At 38.2% G+C, this 25292-nt stretch carries 25 protein-coding genes; 1 reads left to right on the plus strand and 24 read right to left on the minus strand.

Translation table 11 applies throughout. The features are described from left to right. Positions 1-52: 52 nt before the first annotated feature. A complete protein-coding gene (locus ADM90_RS01020) occupies positions 53-748 on the minus strand; it encodes an SDR family oxidoreductase (RefSeq protein ID WP_053993218.1) in 696 nt (231 codons plus the stop codon). Positions 749-1057: 309 nt separating this feature from the next. Here ADM90_RS01020 and ADM90_RS01025 point away from each other — a divergent pair, with 309 nt between their 5' ends. Beyond that, positions 1058-2554, plus strand: coding sequence for an alanine/glycine:cation symporter family protein (locus ADM90_RS01025; RefSeq protein ID WP_053993219.1), 1497 nt, complete (start codon positions 1058-1060; stop codon positions 2552-2554). 82 nt (positions 2555-2636) lie between these two features. Here ADM90_RS01025 and ADM90_RS01030 read toward each other — a convergent pair whose 3' ends face one another. The 23 genes from ADM90_RS01030 to menC all read right to left on the minus strand — a co-directional run bounded on the left by ADM90_RS01030 (position 2637) and on the right by menC (position 25292). After that, positions 2637-4217, minus strand: a complete 1581-nt coding sequence (locus tag ADM90_RS01030) for a PucR family transcriptional regulator (protein ID WP_053993220.1) — start codon at positions 4215-4217, stop codon at positions 2637-2639. A 181-nt stretch (positions 4218-4398) separates the two neighbouring features. Then, complete coding sequence (locus tag ADM90_RS01035; protein WP_053993221.1) at positions 4399-4926, minus strand: NAD(P)H-dependent oxidoreductase; 528 nt, start codon at positions 4924-4926, stop codon at positions 4399-4401. Between the two features lie 17 nt (positions 4927-4943). Beyond that, positions 4944-6131 carry an NAD(P)/FAD-dependent oxidoreductase gene (locus tag ADM90_RS01040; RefSeq protein ID WP_053993222.1) on the minus strand — a complete coding sequence of 396 codons (1188 nt, stop codon included), beginning with the start codon at positions 6129-6131 and terminating at the stop codon, positions 4944-4946. A gap of 9 nt (positions 6132-6140) precedes the next feature. Continuing rightward, positions 6141-6455, minus strand: coding sequence for a (2Fe-2S)-binding protein (locus ADM90_RS01045; protein WP_053993223.1), 315 nt, complete (start codon positions 6453-6455; stop codon positions 6141-6143). Further along, positions 6445-6726 carry a (2Fe-2S)-binding protein gene (locus ADM90_RS01050; RefSeq protein WP_053993224.1) on the minus strand — a complete coding sequence of 94 codons (282 nt, stop codon included), beginning with the start codon at positions 6724-6726 and terminating at the stop codon, positions 6445-6447. The genes ADM90_RS01045 and ADM90_RS01050 overlap by 11 nt, the downstream gene beginning before the upstream one ends. 92 nt (positions 6727-6818) lie before the next feature. After that, a complete protein-coding gene (locus ADM90_RS01055) occupies positions 6819-7616 on the minus strand; it encodes an aspartate/glutamate racemase family protein (protein ID WP_053993225.1) in 798 nt (265 codons plus the stop codon). Next, positions 7613-8506 carry a 4-hydroxy-tetrahydrodipicolinate synthase gene (gene dapA / locus ADM90_RS01060; RefSeq protein WP_053993226.1) on the minus strand — a complete coding sequence of 298 codons (894 nt, stop codon included), beginning with the start codon at positions 8504-8506 and terminating at the stop codon, positions 7613-7615. Before dapA ends, ADM90_RS01055 begins: the two co-directional genes overlap by 4 nt. 12 nt (positions 8507-8518) lie before the next feature. Continuing rightward, positions 8519-9700: an NAD(P)/FAD-dependent oxidoreductase gene (locus ADM90_RS01065; RefSeq protein ID WP_200908499.1), complete on the minus strand. Its 1182-nt coding sequence runs from the start codon at positions 9698-9700 to the stop codon at positions 8519-8521. A gap of 17 nt (positions 9701-9717) precedes the next feature. Continuing rightward, positions 9718-11172 (minus strand): aldehyde dehydrogenase family protein, encoded by a 1455-nt coding sequence (locus tag ADM90_RS01070; protein ID WP_053993415.1) that lies wholly within the window; start codon positions 11170-11172, stop codon positions 9718-9720. 236 nt (positions 11173-11408) lie between these two features. Next, the gene (locus ADM90_RS01075; RefSeq protein WP_053993228.1) at positions 11409-12032 is read right to left on the minus strand and encodes a YczE/YyaS/YitT family protein; all 624 of its coding nucleotides are present in this window, start codon (positions 12030-12032) and stop codon (positions 11409-11411) included. A 36-nt stretch (positions 12033-12068) separates the two neighbouring features. Beyond that, entirely contained in the window at positions 12069-12563 is a 495-nt protein-coding gene (gene ybaK / locus ADM90_RS01080; RefSeq protein ID WP_053993229.1) for a Cys-tRNA(Pro) deacylase, read from the minus strand. Between the two features lie 24 nt (positions 12564-12587). Further along, positions 12588-13319 carry a hypothetical protein gene (locus ADM90_RS01085; protein ID WP_053993230.1) on the minus strand — a complete coding sequence of 244 codons (732 nt, stop codon included), beginning with the start codon at positions 13317-13319 and terminating at the stop codon, positions 12588-12590. Between the two features lie 306 nt (positions 13320-13625). Then, positions 13626-14189, minus strand: coding sequence for a VanZ family protein (locus ADM90_RS01090; RefSeq protein WP_053993231.1), 564 nt, complete (start codon positions 14187-14189; stop codon positions 13626-13628). A 122-nt stretch (positions 14190-14311) separates the two neighbouring features. Further along, a complete protein-coding gene (locus ADM90_RS01095) occupies positions 14312-15850 on the minus strand; it encodes an acyl-CoA carboxylase subunit beta (protein ID WP_053993232.1) in 1539 nt (512 codons plus the stop codon). A 52-nt stretch (positions 15851-15902) separates the two neighbouring features. Continuing rightward, positions 15903-16685: an enoyl-CoA hydratase gene (locus tag ADM90_RS01100; RefSeq protein WP_053993233.1), complete on the minus strand. Its 783-nt coding sequence runs from the start codon at positions 16683-16685 to the stop codon at positions 15903-15905. Then, complete coding sequence (locus ADM90_RS01105; protein ID WP_053993234.1) at positions 16682-17599, minus strand: hydroxymethylglutaryl-CoA lyase; 918 nt, start codon at positions 17597-17599, stop codon at positions 16682-16684. Before ADM90_RS01105 ends, ADM90_RS01100 begins: the two co-directional genes overlap by 4 nt. A 14-nt stretch (positions 17600-17613) precedes the next feature. Next, a complete protein-coding gene (locus ADM90_RS01110; RefSeq protein WP_053993235.1) occupies positions 17614-17826 on the minus strand; it encodes an acetyl-CoA carboxylase biotin carboxyl carrier protein subunit in 213 nt (70 codons plus the stop codon). A gap of 61 nt (positions 17827-17887) precedes the next feature. Then, positions 17888-19246, minus strand: coding sequence for an acetyl-CoA carboxylase biotin carboxylase subunit (locus tag ADM90_RS01115; RefSeq protein WP_053993236.1), 1359 nt, complete (start codon positions 19244-19246; stop codon positions 17888-17890). Positions 19247-19261: 15 nt separating this feature from the next. Beyond that, entirely contained in the window at positions 19262-20896 is a 1635-nt protein-coding gene (locus ADM90_RS01120; RefSeq protein ID WP_053993237.1) for an AMP-binding protein, read from the minus strand. Between the two features lie 43 nt (positions 20897-20939). Then, positions 20940-22082 carry an acyl-CoA dehydrogenase gene (locus ADM90_RS01125; protein WP_053993238.1) on the minus strand — a complete coding sequence of 381 codons (1143 nt, stop codon included), beginning with the start codon at positions 22080-22082 and terminating at the stop codon, positions 20940-20942. Between the two features lie 120 nt (positions 22083-22202). Next, on the minus strand, positions 22203-22820 hold the full coding sequence (locus tag ADM90_RS01130) for a TetR/AcrR family transcriptional regulator (protein WP_053993239.1): 618 nt from the start codon (positions 22818-22820) through the stop codon (positions 22203-22205). Positions 22821-23093: 273 nt separating this feature from the next. After that, a complete protein-coding gene (locus ADM90_RS01135; protein ID WP_053993240.1) occupies positions 23094-24146 on the minus strand; it encodes a YkvI family membrane protein in 1053 nt (350 codons plus the stop codon). A gap of 42 nt (positions 24147-24188) precedes the next feature. Next, the gene (gene menC, locus ADM90_RS01140; RefSeq protein ID WP_053993241.1) at positions 24189-25292 is read right to left on the minus strand and encodes an o-succinylbenzoate synthase; all 1104 of its coding nucleotides are present in this window, start codon (positions 25290-25292) and stop codon (positions 24189-24191) included.

Raw genomic sequence — 25292 nt, forward strand, 5'->3', positions numbered from 1 at the left:
AATATGAAACTAGGCAACCATTTAACGATAAACAGTTCCTCTTCTATTAATATTAAATATATTTATATTTGTTATTTTTAATAATAATCTCCTCCACCACTATATTCTTCCTTTCTATCGTATTTTCAATAATAATATCTGCTACATCATCTGGGTCCATATAGCTTTCCTCTGCCTTAGCACCATCCCATAATTCTGTTTTCATATTTCCCATATATGCCCCAAATACTTTAACTTTTGTCTGCTCTAGCTCAAGCGCTAAGCTTTCAATAAATCCTCGTGCACCAAACTTACTGGCACTATAAACGGACTCATTTATTTTCCCTCTTTTTCCTGATAAAGAAATAATATTGATGATGCAGCCCTGATCTCTTTTCTTCATATCTTTTACTACTTCTTGCGTGCAAAAAATCGTACCTTTTAAATTAATGTCGATCATTTGATGAATAGCTTGTTCACTTATATGTTCAGCGCTATCAAAATCCCCTACACCAGCATTATTGATGAATACATCAATTTGCCCAACTTCCTGCTTAATGGCTTGCATCACTTTGCTCACATTGCTTTTTGAAGAAACATCCACTTCATAAATTGCGTAACGATCATCAAATGATTTTGCTATTTTAAGAAGTTTAGTTCGAGTACGCCCTAATAAACATACGTAATATCCTAAACCATAATACTTCTTGGCTAAAGAAGCACCTAAACCACTTCCTGCACCTGTAATAACTACCACTTGAGCATCCATATAAAATCTCCTCCCCATTAATTAGATAAAAGAATAGTCTATTTACTAAAACCATGCATTAGACATTGTGCATAAAATTAAAGCTTCGTTATTTACATAAGCTCAAATAACATTTAACCTTAGAAAATACTATAATTAACTCGACTATGAATTAATTTTTCTAAATCTACCATTCTTCAAACAACTGACACAAAGTTAAAAATTTCATTTCAAAGAACATTACACTCTGTCTAAATGAAAGAATCTTTATTTCCTATATACTGAACACAATATTCTGATTTTTCGAAAATTATCAAGGGGTGGTAATGTATGTTAGAAGTTGTTAACGCTATAAACGGGGTTGTTTGGGGTAATGCGCTTATATTTCTATTTTTAACAGCGGGGCTTATATTTACAATCTTAATGAAATTTGTGCAAGTAAGGCGTATTAAAGACATGGTAGCATTACTTTTTGAAAAAAATGATGACAACGCTGGCATTTCATCTTTTCAAGCATTAGCCATGTCATTAGGAAGTCGGGTAGGAACAGGAAATATTGTGGGGGTAGCACTAGCCATTAGTTTAGGGGGACCTGGTGCAGTCTTTTGGATGTGGGTTACAGGGTTTTTAGGTAGTGCCACTTCGTTTATTGAAATTACATTAACACAGGTTTATAAAAGTAAGATAAATGGTGAATATCGTGGAGGTGTTCCTTACTATATTCATAAAGGCTTAAATATGAAATGGCTTGCAATTGCAGCGGCTATCATTTTAACAGTTGCCATTGGTATTCTTTGGCCAACGACACAGGCAAATACAATTGCTTTAACAGTTCAAAGTACATTCAATATTTCACCACTCGTTACAGGGATTTTATTAGCCATGTTGATTGCTGTTATTATTTTTGGTGGGGTTAAACGTATTGCTACAGTATCTGAATTTCTCGTACCGTTTATGGCTTTTGGCTATATGTTAATTTGCATAATTATTTTAGCCTTTAATATTTCTGAAATTCCAGCAATGTTTTCCCTAATTATTTCAAGCGCTTTCAATCTGAATGCTACGTTTAGCGGTCTATTAGGTCTTGCCATTGCTAAAGGGGTACAACGTGGCGTATTCTCTAATGCGGCTGGTCTCGGTTCTGAAACATTTGAATCAGGTGCAGCGAATGTTTCACATCCTGCAAAGCAAGGTTTAGTGCAAGCGTTTTCAGTATATCTTGACACACTATTAATTTGTACAGCCACTGCCTTTATGATCTTAATTACGGGCATGTATAATGTTACTGGCGCAGATGGTACAGCAATCGTTTCCAGCCTCCCGAATGCTGGACCTGAGCTATATACGCAATTTGCCATATCAACGGTTATCGGCTCTTTCGGTAAATATTTCATGACAGCATCTTTATTCCTATTCTGCTTTACAACATTAATCACGTACTTCTACAAAATGGATACCAATCTCGTCTATCTAAAAAGTACACTTTCTATTAAAGGAAACTTTTTAGACTATCTCGCTAAATTTGGCTTCCTATTTATGGTCGTATTTGGCTCTGTGAATTCAGCTGCATTAATTTGGGGACTTGCTGATTTAGGTGTAGGCTTAATGGGCTGGGTTAATATGATTGCAATCGTGCTCCTTGCTAAAACGGCAATAAAAGTGCTCAAAGATTATGAGCAACAAAAGAAAAATGGAGAAGACCCTATTTTCCGACCAGGCTTATTAAATATTAAAAATGCTGATTATTGGGAAGAACTAGAGCAAAAAAGAACGGTAGAACAACGAGAGCCCGAAAAAATTGAGCATGAAAAAGTACCATTGGTATAATTTAAAAAATCTTCTTCAAAGAAGCTAGCCATAACTTCTTTGAAGAAGATTTACTATTGTTATAAGGGACTAATCATCAATTTTAAGTAATCTTCTTTTTTGAATACTTCCAGTCATAACCGATTGTATTTAAAAAATCTAATGCTACTAGCGCTGTCTCCAATGCGGTTTTCTTTGGAAATTCATCGAAATCTTTACCGATTAACTCCTTCATTCTTTCTAAACGATAATATAAAGATTGTCTAACAATATGAAGAGCTGTGGCTGTTACTTTTTTTGAGCAGTTATTATAAAGATATACTCGCAACGTTTCAATTAAATTAGAGTTAAACTGATCGTCATAATCAATCACAGGTCCTAAATGATCAATCACATAATCTTCGAGTATCCCTTTTTCATATAGAGGATAAATTAATCGATAAATATAAATATCTTGATAAAATAAAAGTGTTTGTTTATACATTGTATTATGGAAAAACATCACTTCATTTGCTGTTTTATAGGCTAAAGATAATTTATATAATGATTGAGCTGGTCGACCTATTGCAACCTTTAATGCTTGCTGCTTCTTTTTAAAATACTCCTCTACTCTCTCCAAAATAGCTACAATATCTGCCCTATTGCAACTTTTATAGGTAAATAAAATACATGTGAGCTGATGATTATAAATAAATGGTAGTAAATCAATTCCTATCACTTTGAATTGCGATTTTAAAAATATTGATAAATATTTAAATTCATCCTTCAAAAATTGATTATCTGGACAATCAATTATCATCACAATAAATTCAGCAATATCCTTATCCAAATTTAGCTTTTTTAAATTAATCATTAATTGATCCGCACCGATTGTACCGAGTATCCAGTTCTTGATCCATTCTGGCGCTTCCATCTGATGATCATTTGAATAAATATCTCGGAAAATAAGCTGCCCTAAAGTTTGTACAGTTCTTTTAACAATCGAGCTGTCCATTTCCGATAATTCATCCAATGAGCCATCTATATATAACACACCATATTGATTGTCTAATAGTTCAATTGGAAAAGAAGTGATGGATTCACTGGCTTCTGCTACATTTTTCTTAAATGTTTGCTTATCTAATGTTTTATAAAAGGATATGATTGGTTCAGTATTCATCATTTCAAACGCAACAGACCTTTTAATAGTTAAACAAAGGGTATCGATCATCTTTTGATAAGGCGCATTTGAAAGTAGCACCTCGTTTAAAAGCTTAGAATACTCCTCTAGCTCAGTCAAGACATTATAACGGCTTTGAATAATATGAATATTGATATTACGACTAACATCTAAAAATTTCACTAGCTCTTGGAAAATAATCACTGGAAAACCTTCCTCATTCGCAAGATCAATAACAGCTTGAGGTATATGAAACGTAAATTGCCCTAATTCAATACAAATTCCTGATGCTCCTGCTGCAATCGCTTTCTTGATAACGATGACAAACATTTCCTCATTCTCTTGCCAGCCCAGCCCTGTACATAAAATGAGTTCACCTCCATTGAGATAATCACCAAGATGGGGTGATTCAGAAATATGTACCCAGCTCACAGACTTTAAAATCCCAGTATGTCCCCCTATCAATTTAGCATTTTTAAAATCCTTCGTATGCAAAATTGATTCAATTGTCAATAAACCTTTCATATAAAGCTCCCCTTTGTCCTCTTAGAAAGATAATTTGAATATTGCTTTTACTCTTTGCTAAATACTATTCAAAGTCCGCTCTACCCTTTTTAACTATAATAAGCCATGTGATTTTTTGTTCACATGGCTTATATTTGCTGTTTCACACTTATTATACTAAAAATCTTAGGTAAAATATAATCTACATTCTTAACCTTTCCATGTAGTGTGCTATGGATGTTTGAATATCCTCTTCTGTCGCAACATAGGCTCCATTGAAATAGTATGGTGGTAAAAAAGTAGTTCCAATTAAATTGGATGTAGCACGAAACGGAAAGATTAATTCCTCGACTGTATACTTATTTCTACCCTCTCGATGGTATCTTTCTGCTCCACTACCTGTACTAAAAGCTAATAAAAGCTCCTTGCCATGTAAACGATCGCCATCTTTTCCATATGCCCATTGATCCGTTAATACATCATCAATCCATTTCTTTAATAATGGTGGGCAGCTATACCAATAAAATGGGAATTGCCATACAATACGCTCTGCCTGTTCACAGGCGTCCTGCTCTGCCTGCACATCAATTTGAAAGTTTTGACCATACAAGCTATATAAATCCCGAATTTTCACATTAGGTAGCTGCTGTTCAATTGCTTCTTTCCATCGTCTATTAATCGTAGATGTTTCTATATTTGGATGTGCTAGTATTACTAAGGTTTCTTTCATATAATAATCTCCTTCATTTAGCCATGCTTATATTGATGATAAACCGTTGAACGTACCTGTTCGATATTTGGTTTAAACTGGATAAGTGCTTCTTGGCGAGCCTTTTTCACACCAACCGCTAAACGATTGAGCAGTTCTTTATTTGGATCGATTGTTGGTTGAAGATAATTTACAATTGCTTGTCCTGCTACTTTTCCCTGTGCCCTTGCCACTTTTGCACTTTCCACACCTGTTATATTACCACTTAAAAACAAACCTGATTGCTTCGTTTCCATACTTTCACTATGTAATGGAACAGCCCCACTTAGCGCCTCTTTATGCAGTACATCACAGCCTGCTAGCTCCGCCAATTCAATCAATGGTCTTAACCCACCAGATAAACAAACGAAATCAACAGGAACAAATTCAGGGTTACCAATCGCATTACCTTCGATATCAACATGCTGTACCTCGACTGCCTCTACTTGCGTTTTTCCGATAATACGCGTCACAACTTTTCGCATATAAATAGGAATGCCCCAAACCTTCATCCCATTTTTCGGATAAAATTGGATCGCTAATTTAGGTGGAACAAATTTACTACCAATACGCATAAGCATTGAAGGTGCTAAATTGCCCAGTCCCATCATTCGCTGCATGATCTCTAACGGTTGGCTATCTTGTTTATTAATAATATTCTTTGGTGGTAAGTAAATCCCTTCTAAATTGCCTCCACATAATTGCAATTCTCTTGCAATCGCCATCGTCAAGGGATTTACCCCTATAATAATACCACGCTTGCCTGGTAATACACGATTCACATTCCCTAAAACCTGTGCCGCACCAATTGATATAACGCCTGGCAATGTATTTCCTGGTAAGGCAATTGTTCTTTCAGCAGCCCCTGTTGCTAATAGCAATGCTTTTGTTTTATATACGCCTTTATTTGTATAAATGATCCAACCATTATCGCTTTTTTCTAAATGTATAACGCTAGCTTCTAATTTAAATTGGACGTTGAATGCCTTTGCCTCATTTATTAAATTCTCCGCAATTGCTAGACCATTTACCCATTCACCATTCGGCTCCTGATGTAACTGCCCTAAAAGCCTGCCTCCAGCACGATAAAATTCATCAATTATGAATGTTTTTACACCTTGTTTACTTGCCTGAATAGCTGCCTCTAATCCACTTGGCCCAGCACCAATAATCACCAAATCATACATGCCAATCACCTACTTATTTTGAATAATGGAGCTTACTTGCATGCCATCATATACTTTTGTTAAGCATGCTCGTACCGTAACATCATTTTCTATTTGTACACGGCATTCAAAACAATGACCAATATTACAGTAAATTCCTCTATTTTGAGCCTGCGGATTTACTTGTCGGAAATTTTTAATGTCATTTGCCATTAGTGCAGATGCGATCGTATCGCCTTCCATTGCTGCAATTTGCCGACCATTAAAATTGAGGTAAATACTCTCTGCTTTTACCGCTCCTAAAACAGGATGATTTAAAACACGTAAACGATCATTATTTTTCATATAAGTCACCTAGCTCTCCAAATGAAATGGGACGAACGGGCGGGCGAACTTGCACTTTTTGTTCTACGCTATCTAATGAATGTGCATGATATTCAGTGACAATTTGCTCCACTAAGCATTTACAAATTCGTCCACCACAAGGCCCCATACCTGCCCTTGTTCGCATTTTTACTTCCCTTACAGAAGAACGAAATGTAGAAACGACCTGTTCAATTTCTTCTAACGTGATATTTTCACACCTACAGATGATTGTTGGATTTTCATATTTCATCGGTATATTCACCTACTATTCCTTATCAAATGAACGAGATGCGAAAATTCCACCTCCTATACTAAGAATGAATTTTCGCATCTACTATATGGTTAAATAAAGCCTACATATGGTTTTTGACTTTGTGATTGATGTACCCAGTTAATCATGCTTATAAAGTCATAAACAGGTAACTGACTGTATTGCTGAATCGCATAAGCATATGGTGGTAAATCGCTACATTCTAGCAAAATCGCTCCGATTGCGGGATCAGCCTCTAATGCCTCTGCTAATGCACCAAGCACCTCTGCCTTTACTTGTTCATTATCAAAATGGCCTCTACTTTGCACAATAGCTGAAAATTCAGGTAGATGATATAAATCTTTGATAACAATACGATCTTTCAAAGCTAGTGCCTGACAGTTGTCCAAAACATGGTCTGTAATGCCTTTTGCATCCGCTGTTAGCATTAAAATTTTCTGTGAAGACTTTAAGCCACTGCTAATCCACGGTAATTGAATAACGCTCGATAAAAACACAGGGATGTTGACCGCTTCTGCAACAGCCTTTTGATAGTTACCAAAAAATCCACAGGCTGCACAAATAGCTTTTGCCCCATAACGCTCTAGCTCTTGCGCTGCACGAATAATATCCTGCTCCAATGCTGGATCACCACGATGAATGCGCTCCTGTGTGCAATTATCCACAACCTTTAGCACAACCGGAAAGTTATAGGTTGTTAAGTTTGCTACATTGCCTGGAAGAATCGGATACCAACATTCATCTAAAAAGAGAATTCCTACAGCATAGCCGCTTACATATTTCCCTTTTGACATTTTAATCTCCGTTTGCTCGGATGGATCAAAGTAGCCTGCTGTAAGGTCTATTCTATGTTGACCGCTTTCTATCATTTTGCCACCAGCTTCCCAAGCTCTTGCAGCATCCCTTCGATTTTTGCCTTTAATTCATTTGTAGTTGGAACAAGTGGTTTACGAACATAGACCGATTCATAGCCTAACACCTTTAAGCCTGCCTTTACAGGACCTGGAGAAGGCTCCTGCTCCACATAATCATATAAAGGTGCTAATTTTTTGTTTAAAGCAATTGCTTCTGCAATTTTATTTTCTTTAAATAAATTGTATAGTTTCACAATTTCATCCGGGATTAAATTATGCACAATACCCGTTGCGCCATCTCCTCCAACAGCTAATGTTGGTAAAATTAAATGCTCATAGCCTGTTAACACTGCGAAGTTAGGATTGTCCTGTACTAAAGCAATTACTTTACATGTATGCTCCTGATCCGTTGTATTTTTCACACCGACGATGCCAGGGATTTGGCTTAAACGGTGAATAAGCTGCGGGCTTAATTCCACATTTGTCGCACCTGGGTAATGATAAATAACAATACCAATGGATACGCTTTCCGCAATCGCCGTATAGTAATCGATAATGCCCTGCTCAGATGTTTTCATATAATAAGGTGTAATGATTAAAGCACAATCTGCCCCTGCTTCTTCCGCAAATTTTGTTAAGGCGATTGTATCCTCTGTACGCGCACAGCTTGTGCCAGCCATAATTGGTACACGACCGTCTGCCACTTGGCACGCCGTTGCGATTACTTCCTTACGCTCCTCTAAGCTCATTAAAGAATATTCACCTGTACTACCATCTGTTAATAAACAATGCATACCTGCCTCAATTAATGATTCAATTAATTTCCTATACTCCTTTTTATCAAACTGCTCATTCTCATCAAATGGTGTTGGTACTGCTGGAATCATTCCTGTTGGTTTATACATAATTTATTCCCCCTAAACGGTTGTTTTTAAATAACGGTTGTAATTTAAACGATCAATATTAAAATCTGTTGGTTCATTGGCAAGAATTTGTGCAACCATTCTTCCTGTGATTGGTGACATACTAATGCCGTCTCCTTCATGGCCACTTGCAATATAGTAGCCAGGTACACTTTCTACACCAGACACAATTGGTAAATGGTCTTCCACCCATGGGCGAATACCTGCATATGCTCTTATACATTGAACATCCGCCAATTTCGGAATAAAGCGTATAGCTCGCTCTGCAATCGCTTTCATAACATCGATCTCTGATGAAATATCATAACCTTTAAATGCCCGATGTCCCCCTACTAAATAATTTCCTACTTCTGTAGGCTCAATTGTAAAGGCAACATTATGGCTTGCTACAAGCTCACTTACATTACGCTGATAATCAATATCCTCAAATTTAGAAAGCATATAGCCAAACTCGTGCACTTTTTGTTTGGCTAACGACAGTGATGTAATTTCTGATACAAGTACAAGTCCCTTTCTTGGCTTAATTGGTATCGGGATATTGACATATTCAGAAATAATCGGTGACCATACGCCTGCGCAATTGACAACATTTTTTGTTTTAATTTTTCCGCGATCTGTTAGCACAGCCTGTACTTCTTTTTTCTCATTTAGCTCAATATCAATGACTTCATGATAATCAAATAAATCTAAGCCCATTTTTTGTGCTTCCGCTACAAATGCAAAGCATAATTTATAGGGATTCATGGTAGAATCAACCTCTGTCCAGATTCCACCGATTAAATCCTTCGCTAAATATGGTTCGATTTCTAATATTTCTTTATTGTCCATCATTTGCATAACATAGCCATTATTTACTTGTTGCTGAACATAGTCTTTCGCAATCGCCATTTCCTGCTCCGTCTCGCATACATACAAGCTGCCTCGTGTGCTAAACTCAAAATCTTCCGACAGCTCTCTTGCTAGCTCTTGGAATAATTGAATGCTTCGATAGCCAATTTCTGTATCAATGCCTGGTTTTTTATCGCAAATTAAAGCGACTGCATCACATCTGCTGGATGTACCAGCCGCTATTCCACCACGCTCAACTAATGCCACCTTAAAGCCCTTTCTCACTAAATGGTAAGCAACACTTGTGCCGATTACCCCTGCCCCAATTACGACAACATCATAGCTCAATGAAATCCCTCCTAGCCCTACTCAAAAAAATTGCTAGGCTTCACATCTAAGTTAATGTTAATTTGTTTAACTTCTAAGTATTCTTCAAAGCCATATGTGCCTAAGTCACGGCCGATACCGCTCTTTTTATAGCCACCCCAAGGTGCTTCGTTAAATGTTGGATGATACGTATTAATCCATGTAATGCCTGCGCGAATTTGACGAATGACGCGCTGTGCTTTAGCACCATCCTGCGTAAATACTGCTGCCGCTAAGCCAAATTCTGTGCCATTTGCCAATTCAATCGCTTCTTGTTCATCTTTAAACGTTTGAATTACTAATACTGGCCCAAAAATTTCCTCTTGCACAATACGCATGGAAGGTTTTGTATTTGTGAAAATGGTTGGCTCCATAAAGTACCCTTTTGCATACTCACCCTCTGTTAAACGTTTGCCACCACATAAAATCGTTGCGCCCTCTTGCTTCCCTATTTCAACGTACTCAAGTACAGTATTTAAGTGCTCCTCAGATACTAATGGCCCCATATGGATGCCTTCTTTCCAGCCTGGACCAATTTTAATTTGCTTTGTTTTTGCTACAAGTGCTTCCACAAAGCGCTCATAAATAGCCTCATCTAAAATTAAGCGTGAGCCCGCTGAACAAACTTGTCCTTGGTTCGCAAAAATCGCATAAGCAGCATAGTCAACAGCTGTTTCAAAGTCTGCATCTGCAAATACAACGTTAGGTGATTTTCCACCTAGCTCCAAGCTAATATTTTTAATGCTATCTGCTGCCTTTTTCATTAAATGTGTACCTGTATCCGTACCACCAGTAAATGAAATTTTGTCAACCTTTGGATTCGTTACAAGCTCATTGCCGACTGCGCTTCCTGAGCCCATCACTAAATTTACAACACCCTTTGGTACGCCAACCTCTTCAATAATTTCAAATAATTTAATAAGGCTTAATGGTGTACTCTGGGCAGGCTTGACAATTATTGTGCAGCCAGCCGCAAATGCCGCTGCAATTTTTTGGTTCGCCATGACTAATGGATAATTCCACGGCACAATAATGCCAACTACTCCAACGGGCTCCTTCACCGTCATCGCCTGAATTTCATCTGGCACTGCATACGTTTCACCCAATGGCTTTGTCGCTATGCCTGCATAATATTGCAATTGATTAATAGCATCCTCGACATCCCCTAAAGTTTCTCGCAATGTTTTACCATTATTCAATGTTTCAATATAAGCAATTTCATCTTTTTGGCTTTCAAGTTTTTCTGCAATTTTTAATAAATATTGTGCACGCTCACGAGCATAAGATTTATGCCATTCTAATTGATAAAAACGCGTATGTGCAGCATCAATCGCTTTCTTGGCATCCTGTTCATCCCCATGTGTTACAACAGCTAATATTTCCCCTGTTGCAGGATTTAAAATTTCCTTCGTTGCACCACTTACAGCTTCTACCCATTCTCCATCTACATACATTTTTTGTACGGTTACACGTGGTGGTGTGTGCTTGATTTCTTTAGCGACTGTCACGTCTTATCACCTCTTTGAATTTTATAATTATTACTTTAATGAAAAACGCTTTCCTCGCCATTAGACACTATGTAAGATAAATTTTCTAATTATTTTGACTTATAGGTTTATTAAAAAAAAAGCGCCTTGTTGAATTGAAAATAATCCATTCAACAAAGCGTTTGTAGATATGCTATAAATTACTATATACCTTCAATATTCCCCGCATGCTTTATTAATAGCTTACGACAATACGGTAATGAGTATTGCACAATATAACCTGATGCAAGTGCAATAATAATCGTCCCTACCCCAACAGGACCGCCTAGTAGCCAGCCAACCATCGTCACGATAATCTCCATACCCATGCGTGCTGTTTTAATGGTTCCACCGAATCGTTCGACAATTAGCATCATCAACGTATCACGAGGCCCTGTTCCCATATTTGGCGCTATATACATCCCACAGCCAAAGCTTAAAACAAATAAACCTACGATAAAATAAGTTACTTGTAAGCCATAGTTAGTTGTAGATGGTAATAGCCAATTAAAAATATCAATAAACATACCGATTAGGAGCATATTTAACCATGTTCCTATTTTTGGCATCTCTCGTAAAATAATCGATGTCGTTACGATAATAAATAGGCCTGTTAAAATCGACCAAGTGCCAATCGTTAAGCCGAAATTTTTAAATAAACCAATATGTAATACATCCCATGGGCTTGTCCCTAAAATTCTTCCTTTAATGGACATGGAAATCCCTAAGGACATCACGATAAGTCCTCCAATAAAAAATGCCCAACGCCAGCTTTTTACTTTACTCATTGTGCTTGATCTCCCTTACGATGAAAAGCTACCCATTTAGTCATGGGTAGCTGTAATCTGTGCTAATTGCGCTTTTGTTATTTGCATTAAATCAGCTAATTGTACATGTATTTGCATGCCAATTTTCCCAGCACTTACAATAATACTTCCTTGCTGCTCTGCGGATACATCAATGACAGTTGGGTATAATTTCTTCATTCCTACTGGCGAACATCCGCCTCGCACATATCCCGTGTAGCCAAGCAAATCTTTAACAGCCAACATATCGATTTTCTTCTCTCCCACTACTTTTGCAGCTGCCTTTAAATCAAGCTCCTCGACTACAGGAATCACAAACACAAATAACTTTTGTGCGCTTGCCTTTGCAACTAATGTTTTAAACACCCGTGCAGCAGGTTGACCAATCTTTTCAGCTACGGATATACCGTCAACTTGACCGTCTCCAATTTCGTATTCGATTACATCAAAATCAATTTTTTGCTGCTCTAACAATCTAATTGCATTTGTTTTCGTATGCTTTGCCTTTGCCATATTCGCAATCTCCTATCTACAGCATTAGGCTATCAAAGAAAACTTTGAATCTTGGTCTGGTCGATAGCCATTTTTCGTCATTTGAATATGAGATGCATATTTTTCAGACGCAAATTTAAAGGTATTTGATCTTAAGGCATTCTCATAGCTCTTACCGAAAATTGTATCTGTAAATGGATCTAATTTCAATTCCTTTGAAAAACGCTCAGGAACCTTTACTTCTATTGTGTCATGAACAAAAGGAGGGTCAATGTCTTCTGCTCCATCTTCCGCATTTAATAGGTGTCTTATTTGAGCATCAGCGCTTGCCGCAACACGTAAATCTTGAGAAGAAGGAACGTCAGATGCCAATGCTGCACTCCGTACCTGCTCTAAAATTTGTAGCGTATTATTTAGCTCTGAACCAGTTATGGCAGATGACTCTGAACTCACTGACGATGGGGAACTATCATTATTTTCAGCTTTATATGCCTGTTCATGTGCACGTACACTTTTTTCGGTTTGCTGCAAATCTTGCATAATAGCTTGTTGCTGAGGTGTGACTTCGCTGGAATTTTCTTGCTGTTGATCATAAAGCTTTTGATCAGTCCGTCCTAGTAGTAAATTTTCTAGCTCAAGCAATAATGGATTTTTCTTTGGCTGGAAATACATAGCATTTTTTCGATAGGCATCCCCTGCCTCTTTACGATGCATAATTTTTTTACGATTCTGTTGCGATGAAATTTTTTCTTGTGCTATTAAACTGGATATTTTCATAGCTTTTCACCTCATCTCTCTATTTATATTATATGCGCGCCTTCTACTACTATATCTATACCATCTGAACAGCTTCTGTACACTCATTATCGGAATTTTCTTTACTAAATTCAAGTGTAATTCGCGACTAACCGCCTAAAGAGATGCTTACTTTTTAAAAAAACAGGCATAAAGGCTCATAAAGAACCACCATTTTTATATTCTTTTATAGTGTTTATACGGCATTCTACAAAAATATTATCATTAATACGATGTTTATAATGTTTATAGAGGTTAAAAAAACAGCCTCTTTAGTAGACTGTTTTTTTATTTTCTTGGTGTAATTAATATACTTTTATAAGCGATGAATCCAAGCCATGCGCCCATTGTATTTAAAATTAAATCATCTATATCAGCCGAGCCGACTGTAAAAATAAATTGAATGGTTTCTACAGCAAGACTAGAAAGGAATCCTAAGCCAATTACACTCCAAGCTTTTCGAAATTTCTTTGATAATAATGGCAATAAAAAACCCATTGGGGTGAAAATTAATAAGTTGCCAAGTAAATTAATCAAGACAATATCCCAATTAAAATAGTGAGAGTAGTTGATATAGCGAAGAATGGTTTCAAAAGGAACAAAATTTGTAGTGAGTCGCCAGCTACTATAATCGAACAAGCCTAAGTCTCCTATCGAATAATCACCTTTCAATAAAACAACAACATTCACTAAGCGATCAATGACTAATTTATAAAATGCTATAAATGAATAGATACTAAATAAAATCCAGCCAATTACCTTTATTGGAAAATAATATGTATCAATTATATTTCGATATGGTAATGGGAGCTTGGCATTACCCTGCATATTCGTTATGTTATTTTTTGACAAGCTTCACACCCACTTCCCTGTATTCTTCTCATATTTTAATATGCTGCCTTATACTGTGCAAGTAGCTAAGCAAAAAAAGACTGCCTCGTCTACTAGTGAGAGACAGTCTTATAGCTCGTTATTTATACAGGATTTACTCCATGCTTACGCTCTGAGAATAGTAAGTATTTTGACATATAAAGCTCTAAACGATTTTCTAGTACCTTACGTAGCTCATTAGGTTCAATCACATCATCAATGATAAGCTCTGATGCCAAGCGATATACATCAATTTCCTCTTGGTATTCTTTACGCTTTTCTGCAATAAAGCTTGCTTGCTCCTCTTTTGATAGCTCAGCAATTTTATTAGCATAGACAGCATTAACGGCAGCCTCTGGCCCCATAACGGCAATTTGTGCATTGTTGAAGGCAATACAGCAATCTGGTTCAAAGGCTGGACCTGCCATTGCATATAAGCCTGCACCATATGCTTTACGAACAATCACCGTAATCTTTGGAACCGTTGCCTCACTCATCGCAAAAATCATTTTCGCACCATGACGGATGATTCCTGCTTTTTCTACCTGAGTCCCAATCATAAAGCCTGGAACGTCTGCTAGGAATAACAACGGGATATTGAATGCATCACAAAGTGAAATAAACTTTGCCGCTTTATCAGCAGAATCATGGAATAGCACGCCTCCCTTAACACGTGGTTGGTTAGCGATGATGCCAACGGATTGTCCATTAATTCGTGCAAGGCCTGTAATTAATTCTGGTGCAAATAATTTCTTAACCTCACAAAATGAATCTTCATCAATAATACGATCAATTAGCTTATACATATCAAATGGTACATTTTGATTTTGAGGAATTAATTCTTCAATAGATTTATCAAATGAAGCTGGTGGTTTAGGAGCCTCTATCTTGCTACGCTCTGCATAGTTATTCGGGAAATATCCTAAATATTTGCGCGCATAAGTAATAGCCTCCTGTTCGGATTTAACAAGCACATCTCCACAACCAGAAACGGAACAGTGCATTTTTGCGCCGCCCATTGTCTCTAAATCTACTTTCTCACCGATCACCATTTCAGCCATTCGAGGAGACCCTAAATACATGGAAGCATTCCCTTCTACCATCACAACGATATCGCAAAATGCAGGAATGTATGCACCTCCTGCTGCGGAAGGACCGAATAATAAGCAAATTTGCGGAACTTTCCCAGACAGCTTAACTTGATTGTAGAAAATACGCCCTGCGCCTCTACGTCCTGGGAACATTTCTAACTGGTCTGTAATACGTGCACCTGCTGAATCAACTAAATAGAGTAATGGACAATTCAACTTTTCAGCAGTTTCTTGAATACGAATCATTTTTTCAACCGTGCGTTTACCCCACGAGCCCGCTTTAATGGTTGAATCATTGGCTAGCACACAAACCGTGCGACCATGAATTTTACCAATACCCGTAACAACACCATCTGCTGGTAAATCCCCTGCTAAACAGTTCGCATAGAGTCCATCCTCTGATTGAAGACCATCATCAAGTAATAGCTCAAGACGCTCACGTACAAATAGCTTGCCTTGTTGTGCATTTTTATCATGATATTTTGGTAATCCACCTGCTAAAATTTTATCTTTCATTGTTGGTGGCGTATTTTCTGTCGAGATATTGCTCATGTTTAATTCCTCCCTTTGCCCAATCAATTACACCGAACTATTTTTTAGTGCCTTATTTCCCTAAATATTGTGGCGCTCGCTTCTCTTGGAAGGCTAGCAAGCCCTCTAATCGGTCCTCTGTTGGGATCAGTGCACTATATGCAAGTGATTCAATTTTTAACCCGGTAGCTAAATCTACCTCAACACCTTGATTGATCGCAACCTTGGCTTGCACTAAAGAGAGTGGTGCATTTTTTGCCATTTCCTGTGCAAGCTGTTGTGCCTTATCTAATACCTCATGTCCTTCATAAACATACTCGACGATACCATATTCTTTGGCTTCTTCCGCATTTAGCCTACGTGCTGTATAAATCAATTCCTTCGCTTTGCCAAGCCCAATTAGACGTGGAAGCCGTTGTGTTCCTCCAGCTCCTGGAATAATTCCGAGGGATGTTTCTGTTAAGCCTAGCTTGACATGTGTAGCCGCAATTCGTAAATCACAAGCTAGTGCCAACTCCAAGCCTCCACCAAAAGCAACACCATTTAGGACAGCAATGACAGGCTGTGCAAGCGTTTCAACTTTTGCCACAGTGGCACCAATCAACTGCACGATTTGCTTCACTTGTCGATCAGACATTCCTTTACGTTCCTTTAAATCAGCCCCTGCACAAAAAGCCTTTTCGCCTGCACCTTTTAGAAGGACTACACGCACTGCTGGATCCCCATTGATTTGATCAAGCGTATCAGACAGCTCACGGAGTAGCTGAACCGACATAGCATTCGCAGCTTCTGGTCTTGAAAGAGTAATAAGTCCAATACTACCTTCTAGTAATTCAAAACGAACGAGTTGTGTCATCGTTGATTGGCACTCCTTTCATTGCGGACAATCGCCATTTGCTTTGATGCAACAGCTTTGCCTAACTTCTCTTCAATAAAGAGTGCCGCCTCTAGCACCTTTTGTCGATCTATCCCTGTTTCAATGCCCATCTCATCGAATAAATACAATACATCTTCTGTGGCTACATTACCTGAGGCACCCTTTGCATATGGGCAGCCCCCTAACCCACCAAGCGCACTATCAAACTTGGTCATACCCATCTCTAAGGATTTTATAATATTGGCTAAGGCTGTCCCACGTGTATCATGAAAATGCATGGCAAATTTTTCAGCAGGATACCTTTTTAGCAATTCCTCTAAAAGAAACTCAACCTGCGTCGGTACACCCACACCAATTGTGTCGCCAAGCGATATTTCAGTCACACCCATCTCTAATAATTTTTCCGTTACTCGTAATACCTTGTCAGGATGGATATACCCCTCATAAGGACAACCAATAACCGTTGAGATATAGCCTCGAACATGTTTCTTTGCAGCCTTAGCACCTACCACTACTTCCTTTAATATAGGAAATGTATCTTCTATGGGTTTATTAATATTACTTTGGTTATGACTTTCACTAGCAGACATAAAAATACTTACTTCATCTACCTCAGCCTGCAATGCACGCTCTAAGCCACGCATATTGGGTACAAGTGCCGCATAGGTAATATCCTTATGTCTTTTAATGGCTTGCAGCACCTCGACCGCATCTGCCAATTGAGGAATCCATTTCGGATGTACAAAAGATGTCACTTCAATATAATTTAATCCTGTTTGACCTAATAAATTAACTAATTGCACTTTATCAGCTGTTGAAATATGCGTTTTTTCATTTTGTAAGCCATCACGGGGACCAACTTCTTTAATCATGACTTGCTTAGGTAGCTGCATAAAGAAGCCTCCTCCTATTCAATTTCTAAAATATCATCATCGACGTTAATAAAGTCCCCTTCATTGGCAATAATTTTTGTTACCACGCCATCCTCTTCTGCTGCAATCGGAATTTCCATTTTCATCGACTCTAAAATGGCTACGTCTTGCCCTGCTGTCACCTGCTCGCCCTCTGCTACAACGATTTTCCATACTGTCCCTGCCATGCTTGCTTTTACTGTTGCCATAACTATCCACTCCTAATGTTTAATGATGCATTCGCACTTTCGCACAAATGTCCTTATCGTGTTATTTTGTTTCTGTTAATTGTGATAAATAAAATTGCTCGACAAATTTAGTTGTTGTATTGCCCTGTAAAAACTGCTCATGTGTAACAGTTTTCAATAGCATTGGAATATTTGTTTGAATACCCTCTATGTTATATGTTTGAAGCGCTTGAATCAGTCTTTCACAGGCAAGAGTTCTTGTTTCTCCCCACACAACCAATTTACTAATCATTGGGTCATAAAATGGTGTGACCACTGAGCCTGCTTCTACACCGCATTCATGTCGAATCCCTTCACCAGTTGGTAATACCAGCGCTGTGATGGTGCCTGGAGACGGGAAAAATGTCGAAGGATTTTCAGCATAGATCCGCACCTCTATCGCATGTCCTTCTTTAGTAATACTTTCTCTTGTAAATGAAAGTGGTTGTTTTGCCGCAATTTTTAATTGTTCTTCTACTAAATCAAGCTTCGTAATTTCCTCTGTTACGGGATGCTCTACCTGTAATCTTGTATTCATTTCTAAAAAATAAAAGTTTTGATCTTCATCAACCAAATACTCGATTGTTCCAGCGTTGACATAACCAATATGTTTCGCCGCCTTTACTGACGCTTCTAGCATTTTTTCTCTTGTCTCTTGTGAGATGAACGGTGATGGTGCTTCTTCTACTACTTTTTGATTTCTCCGTTGAATAGAGCATTCACGTTCAAATAACGGAACAACATTGCCTTGATGATCTGCCATAATTTGCACCTCAACATGATGAGGGTTAGCAATGAATCGCTCCATATACATTGTGCCATCCCCAAAAAATGATTGTGCACGCTTTTGATTGCCCTCAAATGCTTTAGCCAGTTCCTCGGCATTTTCAACTAGCTGCATACCGATACCGCCACCGCCTGCTGATGCCTTTAGCATAATGGGATAGCCCAAACGCTCCGCTATGTCAGTGGCTTCTTCTACATCCTTCACAGGCGCTTCTACACCCTCTACAATAGGGACGCCAGCCGCCTTCATTGTTTTACGTGCTTCTAATTTACTGCCCATTGAAGCGATCACATCAGCACTAGGTCCGATAAACACTAAACCTGCCTCTGTACAACGTTTCGCAAAATTTGCATTCTCTGATAGTAAACCATAGCCAGGATGAATAGCCTCTGCGCCACTTTCCTTTGCAATTTCAAGAATGCGGTCAATATTTAAATAGCTCTGTGCAACAGGTGGTTTCCCTACACAGTAAGCCTCATCTGCATCCTTCACATGTAAGCTTTCAGCATCTGCCTCTGAATAAATGGCAACCGTATGAATAGTTAGGCGCTTGCATGTTCTGATCACACGTCTAGCAATCTCCCCACGATTCGCAATTAATACCTTTTTGAACATATCCATTGCCCCTCCTTACTTTACGGTCATCACAAAATCTTCTCGTAATTTATATTTTTGAACTTTTCCTGATGCAGTCATTGGATAGCTATCAATAAAGAAAATATGTCGTGGAATTTTATGCCTAGAAATTTTATTCCGACAATAATCTCGAATTTCTTGCTCTGTTGCCTGCTCGCCCTCTTTTAAAATGATCCAAGCTGCTGCTTCCTCACCATAAACAGGGTCAGGGACGCCAGCAACCTGTACATCTGAAATTTTCGAATGTGTATAAAGGAACTCCTCAATTTCACGAGGATATAGGTTTTCGCCGCCACGAATAATCATATCCTTTAAACGACCTGTTACGCGGACATAACCGGCTTCATCCATTGTTGCTAAATCACCGGTGTGCAACCAACCATCCTCGTCAATCGCAAGATCTGTTTCCTCCTGGTTTTTATAATAGCCCTTCATCACATGATAGCCCCTCGTACATAGCTCTCCCTGTTCATTTGTCGGAGCTTCCTCGGTAGTTCCAGGAACAACAATCTTTACTTCTAAGTTAGGTAAAGCGCGGCCAACCGTCTCCACCTTTAACACTAGCGGGTCATCCGTTCTTGTCTGTGTAATAACAGGTGATGATTCTGTTTGACCGTAGCAGATTGTAATATCCTTCATGCCCATTTTCTCAATAACAGCTTTCATCACCTCAATCGGGCAGTTAGAGCCTGCCATAACCCCTGTACGCAATGTTGAAAGATCAAAAGTTGCAAAGTTTGATAGATTCAGCTCACTAATAAACATTGTTGGCACACCATGTAGCGCTGTACATCGCTCTTGCTGGACTGTTCTAAGTACCTCTTCAGGTGAAAATTCCTGCACTGGCACCATTGTCCCGCCACTGGTTGTAATGGCTAATGTGCCTATAACACAACCAAAGCAATGGAAGAATGGAACTGGGATACATAGACGATCCTCTGCTGTTAAACGCATACACTCTGCAATGTTGACAGCATTATTGACTAAGTTAAAATGCGTTAACATTACTCCCTTAGGAAAGCCTGTCGTACCAGAAGTATATTGAATATTAATGACATCATCATAATGGAGAGATTGCTCTCTCTGATCTAACTGTTCCTCGGTTACTTGCTCGGCAGCAGTTAAAACGTCTGACCAATTAAGTACACCGGGGTATTTGGTTTCACCGATTAAAATAACATTTTTTAATAAAGGTAGTCGCTTTGATTGCAAATTACCTGGTTCACAATGTTCAAGCTCTGGACATAACTCTTGCAGTGTATGGATAAAAGAATGGTCTCGATAATTTTCAATTAAAAAAATCGTTTTAGCATCAGATTGCTTCAATAGATACTCCAACTCACTCGCACGGTAATTGGTATTTACCGTAACAATTGGAGCACCCATCTTCCCTGTACCAAATTGAAGCTGTACCCACTCAGGAACATTTGTCGTCCATACTGCGATATGGTCTCCCTTTTCAATTCCAAGAGCCATTAAACCTCTCGCTACATGTCGTGCTTGACGATTTAGCTGCTCATAAGTCATGCGTAAATTCCTATCAGCATAGACCAATGCTTCATTTTGCGGATACTTTTTAGATTGTTCATCTAGCAATTGACCAATTGTTTGATACACAAGTTCTGCCATGAAGATCCCCCTTAATTATGCTATTTAACTTAATTGATGATGATTAACAGCCAATTAGACGAGCAATAACAAGACGTTGAATTTCAGATGTTCCTTCACCGATTTCCATTAACTTAATATCACGCAAATGACGTTCTACATCGTATTCCTTCATATATCCAGAACCACCATGAATTTGGATTGCTTGATTACATGTACGGAAGCCCATTTCAGAAGCAAATAGTTTAGCCATCGCAGCTTCTTTGCCAAATGGCTTCTTTTGATCCTTTAACCATGCCGCTTTATGTACTAGCGTACGGGCAAGCTCTATTTCCATCGCCATATCAGCTAATTTAAATTGGATCGCCTGAAGCCTTGAAATAGGTGCACCGAATTGCTCACGCTCTTTCGCAAATTTCAATGCCTTCTCATAAGCTGCCTGTGCAATACCAACAGATAATGCTGCAATAGAAATACGACCACCATCAAGTGTACTTAAAAATTGGCTAAAGCCTCGTTTTTCATCTCCTAATAGATTGGCTCTTGGGACACGAACATTCTCTAACACAATCTCACATGTATTGGAGCCACGCACACCCATTTTGTCATAATTACAGTTAATCGTTACACCAGGTGTGTTTGTTGGCACAATAATAGAAGAAATAATCTTTTTACCATCCGCACGTTTACCCGTTACTGCAGTAACAATAACTTGGCGAGCATAGCCTGCATTGGTAATCCAGCATTTTTCTCCATTAATAATATAGTCATCCCCATCAATCACGGCTGTTGTACGTGTGCCACCAGCATCTGACCCTGCATTTGGCTCTGTTAAACCGAATGATCCTAATGTTTCACCCTTTGCTAATGGAACTAGCCACTCCTGCTTTTGTTCCTCTGTGCCAAAGTTGTAAATTGGTGAGGCTCCTAAGCTAACAGCAGCTGCATAGCTTAACCCTGTGCCTCCACATGCACGACCAATTTCCTCTACAGCTAAAGCGTAGGACACCGTATCCCCACCTGAGCCACCATATTCTTCAGGAAATGGGATACCTAATAAGCCTAGCTCCGCCATTTTCTGAAAGCTCTCTATTCTCATTGTAGATGTCTCATCAACCTCACGAGCATACGGTTTAATCTCTTTTTCAGCAAAATCACGCACCATCTCTCGAATCATCACTTGCTCTTTTGTTAATTCAAAATTCATATCCAGTCCCCCTGATAGTAAATTTGCCATAGTAGATTTATCTGAAATCATTATGCTTCAACGTAAATACCGACTAGTCGGTTTGTTGGAACAAATAATAAAACCAGTGTTTCCTACTGGCTACCTCTTTATCATAAATTGCTTTGCTTCCTCGATTGCTTGCTCCGTGACAATCGCACGTAATACCATATCTGTAAAAACCTCTGTAATTTGCTCCATTGTTAATGGTCCCGATTGCTTAAACCATTTGTATGTCCAGTTAATCATTCCAACAATCGCCATCGTAACAATTGTACAAGGCAACTCTGTACGAAAAACCTTGGCTTCTTGCCCTTCTGCAATCACTTTTTGCAAAATATCACGATAATCATCTCGTTTTTTATGAATGATGGCACTATATTCATCAGATAGTGAACGACTCTCCTCATAAAAAATGGTGATATGCGCTTGATACATATCAAATACTGTAGTCAAGGTTTGTAGCATGGCACATAAACGTGTAATCGGTGTATCATACTTGTCATATGCATTCTGTGATTGCTGAATAACATATGAAATAAAGACATCATGAATTTCATATAACAGCTCATCCTTTGATTTGAAATTATGATAAAACCCACCCTTTGATGCCCCAATATGCTCCACAATGCGATCTACCGTTACATTGTGATAGCCATCCTGCTGAAACAGCTCAACTGAAGCGTCTACAATTCTTTGCTTTAACGTTTTCTTTCCCATAGGCACTTCTCATCCTTTATCTAACTGTATCACTCCTTATAATTAGAAAAACTACTTTTTTCAAATTATAAAATACTATGACAATTTAAATATAGCATTCATAAAATTAAGTGTCTAGCAACAAATAGATTTTTTCTGAAATTTCGAGCATAACCTTTACATCAGGCAGCACACAAAGATTCTCAAACACAATTTAACTATATGATTTACATCTTGTTTTCAGCACAAAATACAAAAAATTCCCCTTGCATTAACACAAGGGAAATTTCTTCATTATGAAATTCTCGGTAGTTTACGTAACCATGAAATGATAATAGCAACAATTAAAGCGAAACCTAAGTAGCCCATTGTTGAATAGACTTTACCAACTAATGTAGTAAATCCAACTAAGCTTGCAGCAAAACCTAATAATCCAATTACTATAATACCTACTTTAAAATATTTATGGTCTGGTGCGATAAAACGAACAGTAAATGAATAGAACATCCCCACCGCAGTATTATACATCATGCCTAGTAAAGCAATGGACATTAAGACACCTACTATAGGATGAATTTGTTTTGCCAATTCTAATGTTGGCATTGCTACTCCATCGACAACATTTATTTTAGCAAACATCGCGGCATTGATTAGTACGATTAAGACACCTAGCATTAGACCGCCAAGTAGGCCTCCTCTACCAGCAATTTTACGATCTTTTACTGTCCCACCCATCACGATTAACATGGCAGCACCTGCAGCAATATTATAGGAAACATAAAGTAACGCACCCATTAGCCAATTGGACGATGCAGAAGGTTGTGCTTTCGCTAAAGCATTTTGCTCTGTAATGGATAAGTCCATTGTAAAAATAGAATAAATCAAAATAATAAAAATTATACCCATTAAATAGGGAGTCACCATTGCTATCAAATTAATAATATTATTAACATTCAATAGTAACGTTAGTATCGTTATAACGACCATAAAAATACTCCCTACCATTGGATTGATGCCAAACATTTGATGAAATGTCGAGCCCGAACCAGCAAACATAACAACAGCGACACCAAACAAGAAAAACGTGATGACAATATCTAAAATAATACCAAAATAGCGTCCCCCAATATGATAGATCACCTCTTTATGTGATACCGTTTGTAGATCTGTTCCTAACTGTGCTAAACCCATTCCTAAAAATGCAAAAGCAACGGTAGCGACAATGGCACCTATCATACTGTACAAGCCAAAACTTGTAAAATACTGCATAATTTCCTGACCTGATGCAAACCCTGCACCAACAATTAAACCTACAAATGCTCCACCTATCTGCCAACTTTTTTTCATAGAACACCTACTATTCTAATATATGAAACTCAACTCTATTTATTAATATGTTTTCTGTGCAACTGTGAAGGAATTAACCGTTTCCCTATTTATTTCATAACCAATCCCTACTTGCTGTGGTACTTCAATATAACCATCTTTTACAACTACTTCCGGTTCGATAATATCTTTTTCCCAATAACGATTAGAGCCAGCAGTATCTCCAGGTAATATAAAGTTGGACAACGTTGTTAAAGCTACATTGTGTGCACGACCAATGCCAGACTCCAACATGCCTCCGCACCATACAGGGATGCTATTGGCCTCACAATAATCGTGTATTTTTTTTGCTTCTGTTAAGCCACCTACACGGCCAATTTTTATGTTAATAATTTTTGTGCTCCCCAATTCTACAGCCTTTCGCGCATCTTCTAATGAATGAATACTTTCGTCTAAACAAATTGGTGTTTCCATTAATTTTTGCAATGAAGCATGATCGATAATGTCATCCGAAGCAAGTGGCTGCTCAATCATTGTTAACTGAAATGCATCAAGTTGTTTCAATGTTTCAGCATCTTCAAGACGGTATGCTGAATTTGCATCCGCCATAAAGGCTACGTCAGGAAATGTTTCCCGTAATGTACGCATAACTTCTAAATCCCAGCCTGGTTTTATTTTGATTTTCATGCGTTTATAGCCTTCCTTCACATAGCCATCAACTAACGCAACTAACTCCTCGATTGAATTTTGTATACCAATACTAATGCCTACTTCGATTTTATCCTTTTTACCACCAAGCGCTGCTGCTAGGGATTGCCCAGTTTGCTGCGCATATATATCCCAGATAGCTCCTTCAATCGATGATTTCGCCATATTATTTTTGCGAATCGGCTCAAATAATTTACTCACTTCATCTGGGTGATGAAGCTCTTTATTTAAAATAAGAGGAATTAGGAAATCCTCAAGCATATGCCAGTTTGTTTGAAGTGTTTCTTCATTGTACCAAGGTGAATGAAAAGCTACAGATTCTCCCCAACCAATCAATCCTGATTCATCTTTAGCCTCGAGGACCAAAAATTCTCTTTCATGAAACGTGCCAAAGCTTGTTGTAAATGGTGCTTTTAATTTCATCTTCAATTGTCGTATTGTGATTTCTGTAATTTTCAT

The organism is Lysinibacillus macroides, from assembly GCF_001281525.1.
Taxonomy (GTDB): domain Bacteria; phylum Bacillota; class Bacilli; order Bacillales_A; family Planococcaceae; genus Lysinibacillus; species Lysinibacillus macroides.

Bases quoted from the DNA above. Each gene is read 5' to 3' on its own strand.
- ADM90_RS01020 (WP_053993218.1), bottom strand. From the start codon at position 748: ATGGATGCTCAAGTGGTAGTTATTACAGGTGCAGGAAGTGGTTTAGGT.
- ADM90_RS01025 (WP_053993219.1), top strand. From the start codon at position 1,058: ATGTTAGAAGTTGTTAACGCTATAAACGGGGTTGTTTGGGGTAATGCG.
- ADM90_RS01030 (WP_053993220.1), bottom strand. From the start codon at position 4,217: ATGAAAGGTTTATTGACAATTGAATCAATTTTGCATACGAAGGATTTT.
- ADM90_RS01035 (WP_053993221.1), bottom strand. From the start codon at position 4,926: ATGAAAGAAACCTTAGTAATACTAGCACATCCAAATATAGAAACATCT.
- ADM90_RS01040 (WP_053993222.1), bottom strand. From the start codon at position 6,131: ATGTATGATTTGGTGATTATTGGTGCTGGGCCAAGTGGATTAGAGGCA.
- ADM90_RS01045 (WP_053993223.1), bottom strand. From the start codon at position 6,455: ATGAAAAATAATGATCGTTTACGTGTTTTAAATCATCCTGTTTTAGGA.
- ADM90_RS01050 (WP_053993224.1), bottom strand. From the start codon at position 6,726: ATGAAATATGAAAATCCAACAATCATCTGTAGGTGTGAAAATATCACG.
- ADM90_RS01055 (WP_053993225.1), bottom strand. From the start codon at position 7,616: ATGATAGAAAGCGGTCAACATAGAATAGACCTTACAGCAGGCTACTTT.
- dapA (WP_053993226.1), bottom strand. From the start codon at position 8,506: ATGTATAAACCAACAGGAATGATTCCAGCAGTACCAACACCATTTGAT.
- ADM90_RS01070 (WP_053993415.1), bottom strand. From the start codon at position 11,172: ATGTATGTAGATGGAGAATGGGTAGAAGCTGTAAGTGGTGCAACGAAG.
- ADM90_RS01075 (WP_053993228.1), bottom strand. From the start codon at position 12,032: ATGAGTAAAGTAAAAAGCTGGCGTTGGGCATTTTTTATTGGAGGACTT.
- ybaK (WP_053993229.1), bottom strand. From the start codon at position 12,563: ATGGCAAAGGCAAAGCATACGAAAACAAATGCAATTAGATTGTTAGAG.
- ADM90_RS01085 (WP_053993230.1), bottom strand. From the start codon at position 13,319: ATGAAAATATCCAGTTTAATAGCACAAGAAAAAATTTCATCGCAACAG.
- ADM90_RS01095 (WP_053993232.1), bottom strand. From the start codon at position 15,850: ATGAGCAATATCTCGACAGAAAATACGCCACCAACAATGAAAGATAAA.
- ADM90_RS01100 (WP_053993233.1), bottom strand. From the start codon at position 16,685: ATGACACAACTCGTTCGTTTTGAATTACTAGAAGGTAGTATTGGACTT.
- ADM90_RS01105 (WP_053993234.1), bottom strand. From the start codon at position 17,599: ATGCAGCTACCTAAGCAAGTCATGATTAAAGAAGTTGGTCCCCGTGAT.
- ADM90_RS01110 (WP_053993235.1), bottom strand. From the start codon at position 17,826: ATGGCAACAGTAAAAGCAAGCATGGCAGGGACAGTATGGAAAATCGTT.
- ADM90_RS01115 (WP_053993236.1), bottom strand. From the start codon at position 19,246: ATGTTCAAAAAGGTATTAATTGCGAATCGTGGGGAGATTGCTAGACGT.
- ADM90_RS01120 (WP_053993237.1), bottom strand. From the start codon at position 20,896: ATGGCAGAACTTGTGTATCAAACAATTGGTCAATTGCTAGATGAACAA.
- ADM90_RS01125 (WP_053993238.1), bottom strand. From the start codon at position 22,082: ATGAATTTTGAATTAACAAAAGAGCAAGTGATGATTCGAGAGATGGTG.
- ADM90_RS01130 (WP_053993239.1), bottom strand. From the start codon at position 22,820: ATGGGAAAGAAAACGTTAAAGCAAAGAATTGTAGACGCTTCAGTTGAG.
- ADM90_RS01135 (WP_053993240.1), bottom strand. From the start codon at position 24,146: ATGAAAAAAAGTTGGCAGATAGGTGGAGCATTTGTAGGTTTAATTGTT.
- menC (WP_053993241.1), bottom strand. From the start codon at position 25,292: ATGAAAATTACAGAAATCACAATACGACAATTGAAGATGAAATTAAAA.